Raw genomic sequence first — 17197 nt, 5'->3', positions numbered from 1 at the left:
GAATTTATTTTCTAACTTATAATATTCCAGCTTCGATTAACGCTTGCTTCACAACAGGCTGTGCTTCTTCAGAAAGCACCGTAAGCGGCAAACGCATACTGCCATCATCAATAAGGCCCATCTGATGAACAGCCCACTTAACTGGGATTGGATTTGCTTCAACAAATAAATTTTTATGTAGTGATGTCAAACGTTTATCAATCTCAGCGGCTTCTTCGTACTTGCCTTCTTTCATGAGATTGAACAGCTCTGCCATCGGTTTCGCCGCGACATTGTTGCTAACTGAAATAACACCTTGACCACCTAATCGGACAAATTCTACTCCGGTAGCATCATCACCACTTAGTAAGACGAAATCTTCGCCACAAAGTTCACGGTGAATGGCAACTCTTTCTAAATCACCGGTTGCATCTTTAAGCGCAACGATGTTTTCAAGCTTCGACAAGCGAGCGACCGTTTCTGGCAACAAGTCTACCGCAGTACGTCCTGGTACATTATAAAGAATGACTGGCACTTCACTTACATCATTCACCGCTTTGAAATGTTGATATAAACCTTCTTGCGTTGGCTTGTTGTAATAGGGCGTAACACTGAGGACACCAACAATACCAGAATCATTTAGTAAACGACTAAACGTTACGGCTTCGTGAGTCGCATTCGCCCCTGTACCGGCTATTACAGGGATACGGCCATCAGCACATTCAACTATTTTATTCACCACCTTAACATGCTCTTCAATAGTTAACGTAGCTGATTCACCAGAGGTACCAACGGCTACAATACCATCGGTGCCTGACTCCACATGGAAATCAACCAATTTTTTTAGGCCGTCGTAGTCAACTTCACCATCACTTTTAAATGGGGTAACTAACGCAACAATACTTCCTGAAAACATGTCTATCTCCCTTTAATTTCACTACTTGCATAATAATGCATGAAACTCAGGTAACACAAGGGATTAAAGTGTGATGTTTTACACTAAACGGTGGAATAACTGCACATTTATCCATTAATCTAACAACCTGTCGAAAACTCGTTTGTTATTTATCCAAATACCAACTGTGCTAGTATTTATAAATAACACATTTAAAAATTAGATATTATGTCTCAACATCTAGTAATTACAGCTGTAGGAACAGACCGCCCAGGTATATGCAACCAAGTTGTTCATCTTGTTACCCGCTCAGGATGTAACATAGTAGATAGCAGAATCGCACTATTTGGCAGTGAGTTCACTTTGTTAATGTTGGTTTCAGGAAATGCCAACCATATTACTCGCGTGGAGACCACTCTCCCCGTTCTTGGTCAAGAACACGGGCTCATCACCATGATGAAGCGAACCTCTCCTCATCAAGACCTTTCTCGCTGCTATACTATTGAGGTTTTTATTGAATCAGATGATAAGAAAGGATTAACCGAACAATTTACCCAATTTTTTGCCGATCGGAATATTGGCTTAGCATCGCTGAGTGCCCAAACTATTGATAAACATAAATTAAGCAGTGACAACAATTTATTCCAAATCGCGATGAGTGCCACGGTTGAGGCAGAATATAATTTGATGCAATTACAAGAAGAATTCAATCAACTTTGTGCAACATTAACGGTGCAAGGTTCTCTAAATTTTATAAAAAACAGCCAATAAAAGGAAGTCTGTAATGGATACATTAACGGCAGGGACGCGTGCGCCTAATGTCACTTTGCTCGACCAAGATGGGAAAGAGACCTCTATATCCGATTTTACAGGACAGAAAGTACTGTTCTATTTTTATCCAAAAGCGATGACTCCTGGATGTACAGTCCAAGCTCAAGGACTTAGAGACATAAAGAAACAGTTAGATGATCACAACGTGGTTGTCCTAGGTGTAAGTATCGACCCGGTAATACGCCTAGGCAAATTTATCGAAAGAGATAAGCTTAACTTCACGCTTCTTTCAGATGAAGACCATGCAGCAGCAGACCAGTTTGGTGTATGGGGAGAGAAGAAGTTTATGGGCAGGATTTATGACGGCCTTCATCGGATATCATTTTTAATTGACGAAGACGGTGTCATTGAGCAGGTATTCAATAAATTTAAAACCAAAACCCATCATGAAGTCATTCTAGATTACTTGAATAAATAGTACCGTTAATATAACCGTCATTCCCGTTAAAGCAGGAATGACGGAATTTTTATTCTTCAATCGTTAATGCACCAGAGGTTTCCTGATTCTTAATCGCATTCCATACCGCTTTCACCAACGTGGCAAGAGGAATAGCAAAGAATACGCCCCAGAACCCCCACATTCCACCAAAAACAAGTACTGCACCTATAATCGCAACGGGGTGTAGATTGACCGCTTCTGAAAATAATACTGGCACCAGCACATTTCCATCTAGCGCCTGAATAATACCGTAAGCGGCAAGTAACCAATAGAATTCTGGAGTTACGCCCCACTGGAACAGACCAACAATGGCAACAGGAACGGTCACCGCCGCCGCGCCAATGTAAGGAATGAGAACCGATAGGCCAACCGCAACACCAAGTAATGCTGAGTATCTTAGATCCAACAAAACAAAGGTTATGTAGCTAGCAGAGCCAACGATCAGTATCTCCACCACTTTACCGCGAATATAGTTCGCTATTTGTAGATTCATCTCTTGCCAAACCTTCGTGGCTAGACGGCGGTTCTGCGGTAACAAGCCACTCAAAATAGACAACATTTCTTCTTTGTCTTTGAGCAAGAAAAAAATCAATAACGGCACAAGAATCATATAAACAGCCAGCGCCGCCAAGTTAATCAACGATGCCAAAGAACCTTTTACTACTGTTTCACCTAACCCCAACACCTGGGTTTTGGTGTTCTCAAAGATAGACTCAACAATTTGAAGGTTAGCAAGTTCTGGGTATTGCTCTGGTATAGTATTCAAAAATTCTTGGAAGCCATTATACATAGTCGGTATGTCATTGATTAGATTACCAACCTGATTCCAAATGGTCGGTACTAACCCGAAAACGGCTAGAATCATAACCCCAACAAAAATAAGCAGTACCATCATAACGGAGATAACACGCGGAAGACCAAAACGAACCAATTGACTCGCTGGCCACTCTAACAAATACGCAAGCACTATTGCCACTAGCAAAGGGGCAAGTAAGTGCCCGAAGAAATAGATGGTAATAAATCCAACGAGTAGAATGGCGATTAAGCTCGCTGCATGTGGATCCGAAAAACGTCTTTTATACCAACGACTAACCATATCAAACATCTAGATAGCTTCTCTTATTATTTACTGTCAATACATAATGATCTTGTCTTTCTTCAACATGCACTACAATGTCGTGCTTTTCAAAGAAACGAACAATATCACTCATAGAACTCAAATCACGAATCAGAATAATAAATACTCTACCACCTGAATTGGCATACTCTCTTTTGGCTCTTAATAGCGCCATAGGACAACGCTCTTCACGTAAATTAAGAATATAGGGTTTCATTCTATTGTGTGATGCTTATTATAAAGAGAATATTGTAAAGGGTTTTGATAAAAAGGGCTTCTCTTTTCAACTTAACTTTTTATCTCATAAAAATAAATCTACAACTAACGCGCTTTATTTCGCTATATTTGCTAAAGCAAAGACGAACCAAGGCAATTTTTTGCTGTCTTAAGTCGAAACGATCTCGGAGTTCATATAATAAAAATGCTTAAAAAAACACGGTCCTTAATCGCTTTAGTAATGGCAACCACGCTGACTCTACCTGCTATTGCCAATAACAACGAATTACCTGATATTGGTACGGCAGCAGCTGGCACCCTCACTATTGATCAAGAATTGATCTACGGTGATGCCTATATGCGTATGCTTCGAGCCAGTCGCCCGATTATTAATGACCCAGTCCTAAACGAATATATTACCAACCTTGGCCATAAACTGGTTGCCAACTCTGAAGATGTCAAAACCCCATTTCGATTCTTTATGATTAGAGATCGCAACATTAACGCATTTGCATTTTTTGGTGGTTACGTCGCCTTACATTCCGGTCTATTTTTGCACGCAAGTAGCGAAAGTGAACTCGCCTCGGTAATGGCACACGAAATCGCCCATGTAACGCAACGCCATTTAGCGAGAAGCATGGAAGATCAAGCAAGGCGATCCCCGGCAACAATGGCCGCGTTAGTTGGTTCATTATTGCTTGCCATCGCCTCTCCTGAAGCCGGAATTGCTGCTTTGACCGCGACCACTGCTGGTAATATGCAGAGTCAAATTAACTACACTCGCAGTAACGAAAAAGAGGCAGACCGATTTGGGATTAGCACATTGGCCAAAGCCGGTTTTGATGTCTACGCAATGCCAACATTTTTTGGTCGCTTAGCAGATGAATATCGCTACGCGAGTACGCCTCCGCCAATGTTACTGACTCACCCATTACCACAGGATCGTATTACTGACTCAAGGGCAAGAGCACAAAAATACGCGCCTATGAAATTAGGGCCGTCAATAGAATATCATCTTGCTAAAGCAAGAATCGTCGCTAGATACGCCAACATTGAGTCAGCGGCTTCGCTTGATTGGTTTGAAAGAAGATTAAAGAAAAACAATCCAACACTAGAACCTACGTATAAATACGGGCAAGCGCTCGTTTATCTGGACAACAAACAGTTAGAAAAAGCCGAACCTATTTTGTCGGCTTTACTCAAAAAAGACGCTCTGAACGAATTCTATCTTGATGCATTATCTGATCTATATATCTATCAAGATAATCCAAAAAAATCGATTCAAATGCTTGAAAATGCCTTGAGTAAAAAACCGAATAACCCCGTATTGATGGTTAACTACGCTAATGCTCTAATTAAAAGCGACGAAAATCAGAAAGCCGTGAGCGTATTGCAAAAATACACCCATGAACTTCCCAATGATATGAATGGTTGGCAGCTCCTTGCCGATGCCTATGGTAAATTAGGAAAATCAGACGAAAACCTCGCGGCTCTTGGCGAAATTCTTGCCCTTCAAGGGAATTGGAATAAAGCATTGCAAAACTTCACTCAGGCGAGTCAATTAGCGAAACTTGGTAGCCTAGAGCAAGCAAGGTATGATGCGAGAGTCGACCAACTTATGGTTCAGCGCGATCGGTTTTTATCACTACAATAATTCTTAAAAAAAAGGAGAAACTCCATGACAGTCGTGATTTATCACAACCCTAGGTGTTCAAAAAGCAGACAAACCTTACAGCTTCTAGAAGAAAACGGTATTACACCTGAAATAGTAACGTATCTAGATAACAGTCCATCAATTGAAACCCTTAAGGCACTTTATTCACAGCTAGAACTGTCTAGTGTACGCGGTATGATGAGAACCAAAGAGGCGTTGTATAAAGAGCTCCATTTAGCCGATGACGGTTTATCCGATGACGAGCTATTTCAAGCAATGACAAAGAACCCAAAACTCATTGAGCGCCCTATTGTTGTTGCTAACGGCAAAGCAAGGCATGGTCGCCCACCAGAACAAGTCTTGGATATAGTTTAGAGAGCGAATAATGGAAGAAAATCCGGTTCTACCTAAAACCCAACAATACCGTTATCTCGCGCTATGTGGATACCTTTCACTATTATGCTGGGTAGCATTATGGCAGATATTTATTTCGCCACATCCTCATATTAACCCTTTCACGGCCGCTATTGGTTGGTGCATTCCACTATTATTTCCATTGAGAGGAATATTAACAGGTAAAGCCTATACCCACGCCTGGGCGAACTTTGTTTTGATGCTCTACTTCCTGCATTCACTTACTATACTATATGTTGACCAAGGTGAACGATGGATTGCAGCAGTAGAACTACTGTTAGTTTGCTGTGCCTTTACAGGAAACGTACTTTATGCAAGAAACAGAGGCAGAGAACTGGGACTGAAGTTACCAAGGCTGTCGGAAGTAGAAAAACAAGAAAAAGAGAGATTTGATAAATAGCCATTTAATCAAGTTAAGAAGGCTCTATCGGGTAATGCTGTTAACTTAAGACATCAAACTCCGTCATCCTCACGAAAGTAGGGATCTAAAACCACCCAGATTCCCGTTTTCACGGGAATGACGACGAATACTTTGTTCTTAAATGATCGGCATTGGCCCTATCGGGCCTTTTTTATTTGGAATGGACATACTCTGTTCAGTCGTGCGTGTGTTTATTTTATCCATTCAAAAAACAATGGTTTCACTTCCGCAATCTTAGGTTCTTGAGGGATGTTAACGGCGACTTCTTCAATTACGGGAGCAGCAGCACTGCCTGTTTCTTGCTCAGCCAATACTTCCTCCGTGTTATTCTCCAATGACCCCACATTATTCATAACGGCATCAATTTCAGGTACTACGTCGTTTTCATTAGGCTTAGGTATAAATAGCACCTCTGGTTCGAACCTACGAATATGGTTGTTCTGAATAACTTCCGATTCAAAATCAATTTCAGAACCCAACAAATGAATAGTAAACGTCACTTCATTGCCTACAATTTTGTCAACATCAACACTGGCGACAGAATTTAGCCCCTTTAGGATTTGTTCTAATGCAAAAAAACTCTGTACAGATGCGACGTCAACAAATCGCGCGGTAAGCATACTTTCTGATATTCCACTCGACTTAATTGAACTTCTACGTGCGTAGTAATTACTTACTTCATCGATAGCTATTTCCAGTGCTTTGAAGGTATCTCCACTCGCACTTCCAACGATTGGTTCACGCTTAGACTCAACAATATACTCTGGTTTTTCATCATACAAAGTCCAACGAACATAACTGCCGTCAGCCGCTTTCTGAATGCGAATAACAAGCACAGCATCTGACGCGTAACGCTGACTTGCTTTACTTATCGGTGCCGTAAACCCACCCCATAAATCAGGTCCCGCGATACTAGTGACATCTTCAATATCCCCAACAGGAACGGTAATCGGTAAACCACGTAGATCTGAAAAGAATTTAATCTGATTTAAAGCGCTACTGCCCGTATGTTCCCACAAAATTTCGCGACCGTACTGCCCCTCTTGGATAACCCAAACAACAAGGCTAGAGCGAATGTTCGACCAATAAGGCAGATCGGCTTGACTAAGCAAGGACTGGATCTGAGGTGGATTAAAAATCATCTTTAGACTTTTCTGCCCAAATTGATCTCCATAACCAATTTGAGAAAGATATATGCCGCTTTTGTTTAGCGCTTTTTTAACCACTGGGCTGTTGATCGCATTCTTATCACCAGATGCTTTAATGATTACCTGTTTCAATCCTTGCGATTTGGCGCTTTTTTCCGCATCCGATTGATTATCATCTAAAACAACTTCTGAGCTAAAGACATCGACTTTTACAGATGCTTGAATAGGTAAAGCGAGTAATCCAATAAACAAAACAACTAAATAGCGCATGCTGCCCCTAAGTAAAATGAGTGGTAAATAAAACAAGTTAAGCAGTTCTAGTATAACGAGAAAGAGGAACACTACCAAGTTAACTCGTGAGAACTTGCTCATTCGCAATCTCAGTGATTCGTCATTCAACATTATCTCGGCAAAACTATCCTAACTTTCGTGCTTTTTTTTGATCTAAACCGCAAGGCAAACGTTTGCATAAATGATAGAATCCTGCGAATTTTATTTAACTAACTATTTTGGATGGGAATCATGACTAACGTACTTATGGGCGCACAAATGCTATTCGTTGCATTTGGAGCACTTGTTCTTGTACCTCTATTAACTGGATTAGATCCCAACGTAGCACTATTTGGTGCGGGTGTGGGTACGCTTCTTTTTCAAATTGTCACTAAACGCTCTGTTCCAATTTTCTTAGCCTCTTCTTTTGCGTTTATTGCTCCAATAATGTACGGCGTACAGACTTGGGGTATAGCGGGTACAATGAGTGGCCTTATGGCCGCTGGCTTTATGTATATTGTGCTTGGTGCGGTAATCAAAGCCAAAGGCGTAGAAGTTATTCATAAACTGCTTCCCCCTGTTGTTGTAGGTCCAGTGATAATGGTCATTGGCCTAGGGCTAGCGCCTGTTGCCGTCAATATGGCTCTGGGTAGAACACCTGATGGGACCCAACTTGTTGACGCTAACGCTGCACTATGGATTTCCAGTTTATCTCTATTGTCCGTTATTTCTATTAGCGTATTTGCAAAAGGCTTTATGAGATTACTGCCTATTTTTGGCGGTATATTTGTTGGTTACGCAGTGAGCTTAATGTTTGGTGTCGTAGATTTCACCCCAGTGACGGAAGCCGCTTGGATAGCGCTACCTAATTTTGTTGCACCAGAATTCAACATAAACGCGATCCTATTTATGATCCCTGTTGCTATTGCTCCCGCGGTTGAACACGTTGGTGACATGCTTGCAATCTCAAATGTCACCGGTAAGGACTATCTTAAGAAACCGGGCCTTCACCGTACCATTATGGGCGACGGTATCGCAACGATGGCTGCATCTATGTTTGGTGCACCACCAAATACAACCTATAGCGAAGTAACTGGCGCTGTTATGCTAACCAAATCCTACAACCCTGCAATTATGACTTGGGCAGCAGTTACCGCTATTGTGCTTGCGCTAGTCGGTAAGCTGGGGGCCATTCTACAAACTATTCCTATGCCAGTCATGGGAGGCATCATGATTCTTCTGTTTGGTTCCATCGCAACGGTTGGTTTGAATACACTTATTAAAAATAACGTAGATCTACACAAGTCTCGTAACCTTGCGATTGTCGCGGTAACATTAGTGTTCGGTATTGGTGGTATGGCTTTTGGTATCGGCGAATTCAGCCTACAGGGTGTGAGCCTATGCGGTATCGTGGCAATAATTCTAAACTTAGTGCTACCTCATGACTTAGGAGAGAACCACGTTGTCGATAATGCCCAGATAGATGACGACGCTTAGCTTTTCAACTGTCGCCTCTTTTAGGTTACATAATTGAGTTCGAATATAAAATGAAAAGGTTGCGTAACAGTCGCAACCTTTTCATTTATCCTAACTATAACGTCGACGTAATGCCGTAATCTTGACCATAATTTTCAACCACAAAGTCGATGTCTTTATCACCACGACCAGAAAGGTTGATTAAAACACTGCCTTTTAATCCTTGTTTTGCCAATTTAAAGACATAAGCAACCGCATGAGACGATTCTATTGCAGGAATGATACCTTCCAATCGGGAGAGTTCGAAAAATGCATCGATCGCTTCTTTATCATCTACCGTACCATACTGTACACGTCCGATATCTTTAAGATAGCTGTGTTGAGGGCCTACAGATGGATAGTCTAATCCACTTGCAACGGAATACACCTCTTGTGGTTCACCATCTTTATCTTTAAGCATATAAGATTTAAAGCCGTGCATGACTCCTGGCTCACCCAACGTTAACGTTGCTGCATGTTCACCAGCGACTTCCAGACCTCGGCCTGCGGGTTCTACACCATGAATTGCGATTTTTTCGTTGTCCAAGAAAGCGGTGAAAAGTCCCATTGCGTTAGAACCACCACCTACACATGCGACAAGATTGTCGGGTTGCTTCCCTGTCATCTCTTCAAATTGGATTTTTGCCTCATTACCGATGATTGATTGAAAATCTCGTACCATCATAGGGAATGGATGTGGACCGACAACCGAACCAATCGCATAAAGTTGAGTAATAGGATCTTGCAGATACGCTTCAAATGCCGAATCTACTGCTTCTTTTAAGGTTTTTCTTCCATGAGAGACAGGTATAACTTTCGCGCCCAAAATATGCATTCTGACCACGTTAGGATGCTCTTTTGCAATATCCACTTCACCCATGTATATATCGCATTCAAGTCCCACAAGTGCGGCAGCAGTCGCCAATGCAACGCCGTGTTGGCCGGCACCTGTCTCTGCAATGATTTTTTTCTTACCCATTTTTTTAGCGAGTAACGCCTCGCCAAGACAATGGTTAATTTTATGAGCGCCAGTGTGATTGAGATCTTCTCTTTTTAGGTATATATCTACACCATATTTTTTCGACAGATTCTGAGCATGAAAAATAGGACTTGGGCGGCCAACAAAATGTTTATAAAGCCTAGCAAGTTCATCTTGAAATAGCGGGTCTTGACGACAACTCTGATAAGCCTCATTGATTTCCTTCATGATCACTTCAAGCTGTGGTGGGATAAAACTGCCGCCATATTCGCCAAAATACCCTTCTGCGTTGGGTAATGTATGTTCAAAACTATTTTTCATTGATAAACCCCTTACTGACATTGTGTGTTTCTAGATTACAACGAGGCCAAGTTAGAAGGTAGATGCTTTAGAGGCTATTTATTCACTTCGTGATAGCGCTCTCGCAAACTAGTACATAAGATCAAAAAAGGGTCACTGTAAAACAGCAACCCTTTTCATTCTTAAACTAAATGACTACTTAGTTCCGAAGATCTTATCACCAGCATCGCCAAGACCTGGAACGATATAACCTTTATCGTTTAGCTTCTCATCGATTGCAGCCGTATAAAGCTCTACATCTGGATGCGCTTTCTTAAGCGCTTCAATCCCTTCAGGTGCAGAAACTAAAACCAAGACTTTTATATGCTTACAACCCTTATCTTTTAATAAGTCGATTGTTGCTATCATTGAGCCGCCAGTTGCAAGCATTGGATCAACGACAAGTGCAATACGCTCATCAATATTCGAAGCAAGCTTATTGAAATACGGAATAGGTTCTAACGTCTCTTCATCACGATAGATACCAACAACACTGATACGTGCACTAGGTACATGCTCTAATACTCCATCCATCATGCCTAACCCGGCACGTAGGATTGGAACAACAGTAACCTTTTTACCTTTAATTTGGTCTACTTCTACTGGGCCATTCCAGCCTTCAATTGTTACCTTTTCTGTCTCGAAATCTGCAGTCGCTTCATAAGTTAACAGGCTACCCACTTCTGTAGCCAACTCACGAAAACGCTTCGTGCTGATATCCCCTTCGCGCATTAAACCAACTTTGTGTTTAACTAAAGGGTGTTTTACTTCAACAACTTTCATTTCCATCTCCGACGATTTTCTAATAAACCTTGTGATTATACATGTTTTCTTAAGTTTTTTCCGAATCAATGTAACGAAAAAAAACCTTACGCAATCGTTTTCCTTATTGCGGTAACTCGGTTAGAATAACGCCGATTTTCACATCCAAACTATCATGACGAGGACTTCCCGTGAGTGGCAATAACACTTCTCTTAGTTATAAAGACGCTGGTGTAGATATTGATGCAGGTAATGCTCTAGTAGACCGAATTAAAGGTGTTGTAAAACGCACCCGCCGCCCAGAAGTAATGGGTGGCATCGGCGGTTTTGGTGCCCTTTGCGAGCTACCAACCAAATATAAAGAACCACTACTTGTATCAGGTACAGATGGCGTAGGTACAAAGCTTCGTCTCGCTTTGGATATGAACAAACACGACACAATAGGTATCGACCTTGTTGCTATGTGTGTCAATGACCTGATAGTTCAAGGAGGCGAACCTCTATTTTTCCTTGATTACTATGCAACCGGTAAGCTTGATATTGATACAGCAGCAGCGGTTGTCACCGGAATTGGTGAAGGGTGTATCCAAGCAGGTTGCGCACTTATTGGTGGTGAAACCGCTGAAATGCCGGGCATGTACGAAGGTGACGATTACGACGTAGCCGGTTTCTGTGTTGGTGTTGTAGAAAAAGCCGACGTTATCGATGGTTCAAAAGTAGCCGCTGGCGATACGCTTATCGCCGTTGGTTCTAGTGGTCCCCATTCAAATGGCTACTCCTTAGTGCGTAAAATCATCGAAGTTTCCAATGCTGACCTTTCAGAAGAGCTCAATGGCCGCTCTATTGGCGATCAACTTTTGGAACCCACCAAGATCTACATCAAGTCCGCGCTTAAGATGATTGCTGAGCACGATATTCATGCCATATCACATATTACCGGTGGCGGTTTTTGGGAGAATATCCCTCGTGTACTACCCGCAGGTACAAAAGCCATTATTGATGGAAAAAGCTGGCAATGGCCTTCTATCTTTACCTGGTTACAAGAAAAAGGTAACGTAGAAACCTTTGAAATGTACAGAACATTTAACTGTGGTGTTGGCCTTATCGCCGCCTTGCCTAAAGAACAAGCCAATGCAGCGGTTAAGTTACTGCAATCTGAGGGTGAAAACGCTTGGATTATCGGTGAAATAGCGGATGCATCTGAAGGCGAAGAACAGGTAGAAATAAACTAAGGATTAATTCAAACATGATGAAACGGATCGTCGTACTCATTTCAGGAAACGGTAGCAATCTACAAGCAATTACTGATGCTTGTGGAACACAAATAGTCAATGGTGAAGTCGTTGCTGTTTTTTCCAATAAAGCAGATGCGTATGGCCTTGAAAGGGCTAAACAGTCAAATATTGACGCCAGTTTTATCGATCCTAAAGCGTTTGAATCCAGAGACTTATTTGATATTGAGTTAATGACGCAAATAGATAAATACCAGCCAGATCTAATTGTTTTGGCTGGGTATATGCGCATTCTTAGCCGCGAATTTGTTTCTCACTACCTTGGTAAAATGATCAATATCCACCCTTCTCTACTGCCAAAATATACGGGACTAAACACCTACCAAAGAGCAATAGATGCCGGTGATACGGAACACGGTACCAGCGTACATTTTGTCACTGACAAACTCGATGGCGGCCCAGTCATTTTACAAGCTAAAGTCCCTGTGTTTTCTGAAGATACCCCGGAAACGCTTACCGAAAGAGTCCAAACCCAAGAGCACGACATCTATCCATTGACGGTGAACTGGTTTGTACAAGGTCGACTTTCAATGGTCGATAATAACGCAGTTCTTGATGGTGAAGTTCTGGGTAAGTTGGGATACGCAGCAGACTAACCGTTGTGTTGATTCAATCATAAAAATCTGTGTATCACATATAAAAAAACAGCGAGTGCCAAATAGGCAATCGCTGTTTTTTTTATTCTTAAGTACACCCTGTTTATTCTCTACCCAACGAACTGTCCAAAAATTCAACTCGCATGCGAGTGTTATTACTTTTGCTTAGGTGGAGCGAACGGGATATCAACCAGACTCTCTGAATTACAGCCTATGATTTCACCAAAATGAAATAGGTTGAACTCTCCTGGTTTCATTCTATTCCACGTTTCATTATCTGTTAATGGCTGTGTCGCAACGACGGTCACAACATCATTTGGCGTTGTCTCTTCTTGAAAGTTAACCGTCATATCCTCATCAATAAGGCTCGCTTTACCAAACGGTGCTCGACGAGTTATCCAGTAAAGATGATTCGTACAATAAGTCATTACATAGTCGCCATCACTGAGCAACATGTTAAATATACCAAACTCTTTTAATTCGTCGCAACATTCGGCGATATACCGGAACATCTCAACAAGATCTTGTGGTGGTTCTGGATATTTTGAGCTCAACTTATTTAGTATCCAACAAAACGACAGCTCACTGTCTGTTTTTCCAACCGGTCTAAATCGATCCATTTCTAATGATTCGTAGCCAGATAACTGCCCATTATGAGCAAATGTCCAGTACTTCCCCCACAATTCACGAGTAAATGGGTGGGTATTTTCTAAGTTCACACCGCCTCTGTTAGCCTGTCGAATATGGCTAATGACAGCACAACTCTTAATCGGATAGTTCTGTACCAATTCGGCTATTTTTGAGCTATAGCTTGGGTTAGGATCTTTAAATGTTCTAAACCCTTTACCTTCATAGAAGGTAATGCCCCATCCATCGCTGTGAGGCCCTGTTTTACCACCTCGCTGCATCAATCCAGCAAAACTAAAGCAGATATCTGTTGGCACGTTAGCGCTCATTCCGAGCAATTCACACATTTGAAAACCTTTAACAACTAAACTATCGAGGGAGCATTAGCGCTCTACTATTTAAAGACCCGTCCGAACGGTTCTTTAGAAATCTTTCGCCATCTCTTTTTCTATTAATTGAATGACAATATGAATAATCTTTATATGAATCTCTTGAATTCGATCTGCATAACCAAAATGGGGCACGCGTATTTCAATATCCGCACATCCAGCCATCTTACCGCCATCTTTACCTGTCAAAGCGATCGTTTTCATCCCTTTCTTCTTCGCGGCTTCTATTGCTTTAAGAATGTTACTTGAATTGCCTGAAGTCGAAAGCCCCCATAGCACATCACCTGAAGAACCAACCGCTTCGATATAACGTGAGAAGACATAATCATAACCAAAGTCGTTGCTCACGCAAGACATGTGGCTTGGGTCAGAGATAGCGATGCCCGCGTATCCCGGGCGGTCCTCTCTATATCGACCTGTTAATTCTTCGGCAAAATGCATCGCATCACAGTGTGAGCCACCATTGCCACAAGAAAGAACTTTACCACCAAGCTTGAAAGAATCTGCAATCATCTTGGCTGCTGCTTCTATCTGTTGAATATTGTGCTCATCACTTAAAAATTTATTTAGTACTTCTGCCGCTTCATTTAATTCTGAACGAATTAGATCTTGATACATGATGACTCTCACTGTTTCGAGGGAATAAGATTACTCAGAGTTTACCTAGTTTTGATTTCGAGTGTCGAGTAATAAGAGAAAAGAATTAAGGATTAACATAAAAAAAGAGAGGCTATATAACAAAATAGAAGAGCCTTAAGCTCTTCTATTTTTCGTCACTCACCGTTTAGGTGGAGCGTCCAGTTGCATCTCTGGTGCTGACACTCTGCGCGTTCTCAGCTTTCTAATCACAAACCAGATGATAAGGCCAAGAATAATAACCACCAAATTCCCTACCAGGATGGTCAACATGCCAGTCATTCTTGCTTCTTCTCTGTCACGCCTAATTCTTTCTATTTCAAATGCTCTGCGCTTCTCTTCCTGTATACGCTGATATTCTTGGGTTGATTGTTCAATATCAAGCTTTTTCATCACGCTGAATGCTTTCTCTTTCAGTTGAATGATGAGTTCTCTTTTCGCCGCGCCTTCTGTTGCGTATACCGTACCTCTCCAAGTATGTTTGCCTGGGTGCGGATCATTGGTCATAGTGAATTCAGTCGTAAAGCCTTCTGAGTCGACACGACTTTGAGTAAGGATCGTTCGTTTGTCTGGTGTCGTTTGCTCTATGCTTGCTGCAATAGTACCTGGCAACACCATTCCTTGCTCGCCGGTAATCGTCACCAGATGCCCTTCATTATCATCCCTTGATTGAATAAATCCAACCGTGATGGGAGAAGGATACACAAGTACTGTTTGCTCAACCGCTCTTAAAAAAACGCCATTTCCAGAGGTAATTCTGGCTTTGTATTTACCCGGGGCAACCGTGATGGGCAATGACACAGTAAAGACGCCATCACCAGAGATTTCATCCAAGCCTTGCCCGTCATCTTGAAAGGTGCCAAGAATGGTTGACTCTGGTTCAGAGACGATCTCTGGGTTCTCTTCATCTTCAACGAAATGAATAAAATTGACGCGAAGCCGTACTCGATCTAAAAAATCTTTGAGCACCAGTGGATTGCCATCTTGAGTAAGACGAGCGGTGAATTTTATTGTCTCTTGTTGATATAAACGATTAGGAAATTTATCGACGTGCAGCAGTAAATCAGATAATAGCTTTATATTATTTCTTGGTGTCACCTTACCAACGGCTTGCCATGGCCCCGGCATTGGATCCTCAATGGAAATAATATCCATACCATTTTCTTCATACCAAGATACGGTTTCCGGATGATCCCATGAATAGTACTTTTTACCATCAGGACGCACCAATACAACGGATCGAGACCGGGATTTTCTATAAATAACAAAAGATATTTGTTCGATTGTTGGATCAACTCTAAACCGGTTGTCCAATAAAGAAACAGATGATTCTGTTTGTGACCAACTAAAGGAACTGGTCAAGATGCAGGTTAAAAAGAACAGAATCCTAAACATAGTTTCCTCTATTGTCGCCAGAGACAGCTTCCGCCTTCCTCGACGATATTCAAACGTTTTTGGTGTGCTTCTATTTCATCGGCAGATGCACGTAAAACCTTAAGAGATTTTCTTTCAGATACCGATCGTCTAATCGATTCGCCATCGCTATTTGATTGTTGATCACCAGTAAATGCCAAGGAAGTTTGTCCACCCGTCATGAGTAGATAAACATCGGCTAGAATTTCAGCATCGAGTAAAGCCCCGTGTAGTGTTCGATGCGAGTTATCTATTCCATAGCGCTCACATAGAATATCGAGGTTGTTCCTCTTGCCTGGGAATATTTTTTTTGCCATGGCAAGCGTATCGGTGATGTTACAATACTGACTTGTTTTACCAATGCTACGATCAAGCTTCTCGAATTCAGAATCCATAAAGCCGACATCAAAGGGCGCATTATGCGCGACAAGTTCCGCACCTTTAATAAACTCTAAAAACTCATGATGGACTTCTCGATACATGGGCTTATCGCGAAGAAATTCATCGGTAATACCGTGAACACCGATGGCCTCTTCTTGAATCAACCTGTCCGGTTTTATATAAACATGAAAGTGCTTACCAGTGAGCTTCCTATCAATGATCTCTACAGCACCAATCTCAATGATTCGGTGCCCCAAATAGGTGGGTCCACCTTCTTGGTTCATACCTGTTGTTTCGGTATCAAGTACCACGATTCGTTGTTGGTTCGAATTGTTACTAGTATTCATAATGATATGTATGTCAGACTATATTTATATTGAAGTTGGCTTATCGAGTAATAGTATCAAATCATGACGAAACAAGTTGAAGTTTTCACCGATGGATCATGTTTAGGTAACCCCGGGCCCGGCGGTTATGGCATTGTGCTTAGATATAAAAAGACAGAAAAGAAGCTATCCAACGGTTATACGTTAACGACAAATAATCGAATGGAAATGCTCGCAGCAGTCGTCGCATTAAAAGCACTGAAAGAACCTTGTCATGTCATCCTGACTACGGACAGCCAATACGTTCGTCAAGGCATCACTAAATGGATCCACAACTGGAAAAAGCGCGAATGGAAGACATCCGACAAAAAACCAGTGAAAAATGCGGACCTTTGGAAAGCGCTTGATCTTGAAGCGTCCCGTCATATTGTCGACTGGCGATGGGTTAAGGGGCATGCAGGGCATAGAGAAAATGAGATATGCGATGAGATAGCAAGAGCGGCTGCGGAAGCGCCGTCAGATATTGATGAAGGTTATGAAGGTTAATTTCACGCTTTG

The 17197-nt window shown here is 41.9% G+C and carries 19 protein-coding genes; 9 read left to right on the top strand and 10 right to left on the bottom strand.

Going from position 1 to position 17197, the window contains the following annotated elements; translation table 11 throughout:
• Window positions 1–16: 16 nt before the first annotated feature.
• The gene (dapA, locus tag IUZ65_RS04035) at window positions 17–895 is read right to left on the bottom strand and encodes a 4-hydroxy-tetrahydrodipicolinate synthase (RefSeq protein ID WP_195702514.1); all 879 of its coding nucleotides are present in this window, start codon (window positions 893–895) and stop codon (window positions 17–19) included.
• A gap of 207 nt (window positions 896–1102) precedes the next feature.
• Between dapA and IUZ65_RS04030 the strand changes: the two genes are divergently transcribed.
• Window positions 1103–1645 carry a glycine cleavage system protein R gene (locus IUZ65_RS04030; RefSeq protein ID WP_195702513.1) on the top strand — a complete coding sequence of 181 codons (543 nt, stop codon included), beginning with the start codon at window positions 1103–1105 and terminating at the stop codon, window positions 1643–1645.
• A gap of 13 nt (window positions 1646–1658) precedes the next feature.
• On the top strand, window positions 1659–2123 hold the full coding sequence (bcp, locus tag IUZ65_RS04025) for a thioredoxin-dependent thiol peroxidase (RefSeq protein WP_195702512.1): 465 nt from the start codon (window positions 1659–1661) through the stop codon (window positions 2121–2123).
• A 49-nt stretch (window positions 2124–2172) separates the two neighbouring features.
• On the opposite strand, the gene IUZ65_RS04020 is transcribed toward bcp, so the two are convergent.
• On the bottom strand, window positions 2173–3249 hold the full coding sequence (locus IUZ65_RS04020; protein WP_195702511.1) for an AI-2E family transporter: 1077 nt from the start codon (window positions 3247–3249) through the stop codon (window positions 2173–2175).
• Window positions 3242–3436, bottom strand: a complete 195-nt coding sequence (locus IUZ65_RS04015; RefSeq protein ID WP_231363600.1) for a sulfurtransferase TusA family protein — start codon at window positions 3434–3436, stop codon at window positions 3242–3244. The genes IUZ65_RS04020 and IUZ65_RS04015 overlap by 8 nt, the downstream gene beginning before the upstream one ends.
• Window positions 3437–3682: 246 nt before the next feature.
• Here IUZ65_RS04015 and IUZ65_RS04010 point away from each other — a divergent pair, with 246 nt between their 5' ends.
• Genes IUZ65_RS04010 through IUZ65_RS04000 form a run of 3 tightly spaced genes read left to right on the top strand, consistent with a single transcriptional unit; the run spans window position 3683 to window position 5945 of the window.
• Window positions 3683–5131: a beta-barrel assembly-enhancing protease gene (locus tag IUZ65_RS04010; RefSeq protein ID WP_195702509.1), complete on the top strand. Its 1449-nt coding sequence runs from the start codon at window positions 3683–3685 to the stop codon at window positions 5129–5131.
• A 24-nt stretch (window positions 5132–5155) separates the two neighbouring features.
• On the top strand, window positions 5156–5506 hold the full coding sequence (gene arsC / locus IUZ65_RS04005) for an arsenate reductase (glutaredoxin) (protein ID WP_195702508.1): 351 nt from the start codon (window positions 5156–5158) through the stop codon (window positions 5504–5506).
• Window positions 5507–5516: 10 nt separating this feature from the next.
• Entirely contained in the window at window positions 5517–5945 is a 429-nt protein-coding gene (locus IUZ65_RS04000) for a DUF2069 domain-containing protein (RefSeq protein ID WP_195702507.1), read from the top strand.
• 212 nt (window positions 5946–6157) lie between these two features.
• On the opposite strand, the gene IUZ65_RS03995 is transcribed toward IUZ65_RS04000, so the two are convergent.
• On the bottom strand, window positions 6158–7384 hold the full coding sequence (locus IUZ65_RS03995; protein WP_195702506.1) for a DUF2066 domain-containing protein: 1227 nt from the start codon (window positions 7382–7384) through the stop codon (window positions 6158–6160).
• 252 nt (window positions 7385–7636) lie between these two features.
• Between IUZ65_RS03995 and IUZ65_RS03990 the strand changes: the two genes are divergently transcribed.
• Window positions 7637–8881, top strand: a complete 1245-nt coding sequence (locus tag IUZ65_RS03990; protein WP_195702505.1) for a uracil-xanthine permease family protein — start codon at window positions 7637–7639, stop codon at window positions 8879–8881.
• Between the two features lie 94 nt (window positions 8882–8975).
• Here IUZ65_RS03990 and trpB read toward each other — a convergent pair whose 3' ends face one another.
• A complete protein-coding gene (gene trpB, locus IUZ65_RS03985) occupies window positions 8976–10199 on the bottom strand; it encodes a tryptophan synthase subunit beta (protein WP_195702504.1) in 1224 nt (407 codons plus the stop codon).
• A 174-nt stretch (window positions 10200–10373) separates the two neighbouring features.
• Complete coding sequence (gene upp / locus IUZ65_RS03980) at window positions 10374–11000, bottom strand: uracil phosphoribosyltransferase (protein WP_195702503.1); 627 nt, start codon at window positions 10998–11000, stop codon at window positions 10374–10376.
• 170 nt (window positions 11001–11170) lie between these two features.
• Between upp and purM the strand changes: the two genes are divergently transcribed.
• Both purM and purN read left to right on the top strand, forming a co-directional pair.
• Window positions 11171–12211, top strand: coding sequence for a phosphoribosylformylglycinamidine cyclo-ligase (gene purM / locus IUZ65_RS03975; RefSeq protein ID WP_195702502.1), 1041 nt, complete (start codon window positions 11171–11173; stop codon window positions 12209–12211).
• Window positions 12212–12228: 17 nt separating this feature from the next.
• Entirely contained in the window at window positions 12229–12867 is a 639-nt protein-coding gene (purN, locus tag IUZ65_RS03970; protein WP_195704989.1) for a phosphoribosylglycinamide formyltransferase, read from the top strand.
• A 155-nt stretch (window positions 12868–13022) separates the two neighbouring features.
• Here purN and IUZ65_RS03965 read toward each other — a convergent pair whose 3' ends face one another.
• From IUZ65_RS03965 to dnaQ, 4 genes are all read right to left on the bottom strand, one after another.
• Entirely contained in the window at window positions 13023–13841 is an 819-nt protein-coding gene (locus tag IUZ65_RS03965; RefSeq protein WP_195702501.1) for a class II glutamine amidotransferase, read from the bottom strand.
• Window positions 13842–13916: 75 nt separating this feature from the next.
• Window positions 13917–14501 carry a D-sedoheptulose 7-phosphate isomerase gene (gene lpcA, locus IUZ65_RS03960; RefSeq protein ID WP_195702500.1) on the bottom strand — a complete coding sequence of 195 codons (585 nt, stop codon included), beginning with the start codon at window positions 14499–14501 and terminating at the stop codon, window positions 13917–13919.
• 159 nt (window positions 14502–14660) lie between these two features.
• Window positions 14661–15914, bottom strand: coding sequence for a TIGR03503 family protein (locus IUZ65_RS03955; RefSeq protein ID WP_195702499.1), 1254 nt, complete (start codon window positions 15912–15914; stop codon window positions 14661–14663).
• Window positions 15915–15922: 8 nt separating this feature from the next.
• Window positions 15923–16660: a DNA polymerase III subunit epsilon gene (gene dnaQ / locus IUZ65_RS03950; protein ID WP_195702498.1), complete on the bottom strand. Its 738-nt coding sequence runs from the start codon at window positions 16658–16660 to the stop codon at window positions 15923–15925.
• A 63-nt stretch (window positions 16661–16723) separates the two neighbouring features.
• Between dnaQ and rnhA the strand changes: the two genes are divergently transcribed.
• The gene (rnhA, locus tag IUZ65_RS03945; RefSeq protein WP_195702497.1) at window positions 16724–17185 is read left to right on the top strand and encodes a ribonuclease HI; all 462 of its coding nucleotides are present in this window, start codon (window positions 16724–16726) and stop codon (window positions 17183–17185) included.
• Window positions 17186–17197: the final 12 nt, after the last annotated feature.

Source organism: Vibrio sp. VB16, from assembly GCF_015594925.2.
In the GTDB taxonomy this organism is placed as follows: Bacteria; Pseudomonadota; Gammaproteobacteria; order Enterobacterales; family Vibrionaceae; genus Vibrio.
The sequence above is the reverse complement of the archived record's forward strand: the minus strand, read 5'-3'. Positions and strand labels throughout refer to the sequence as shown.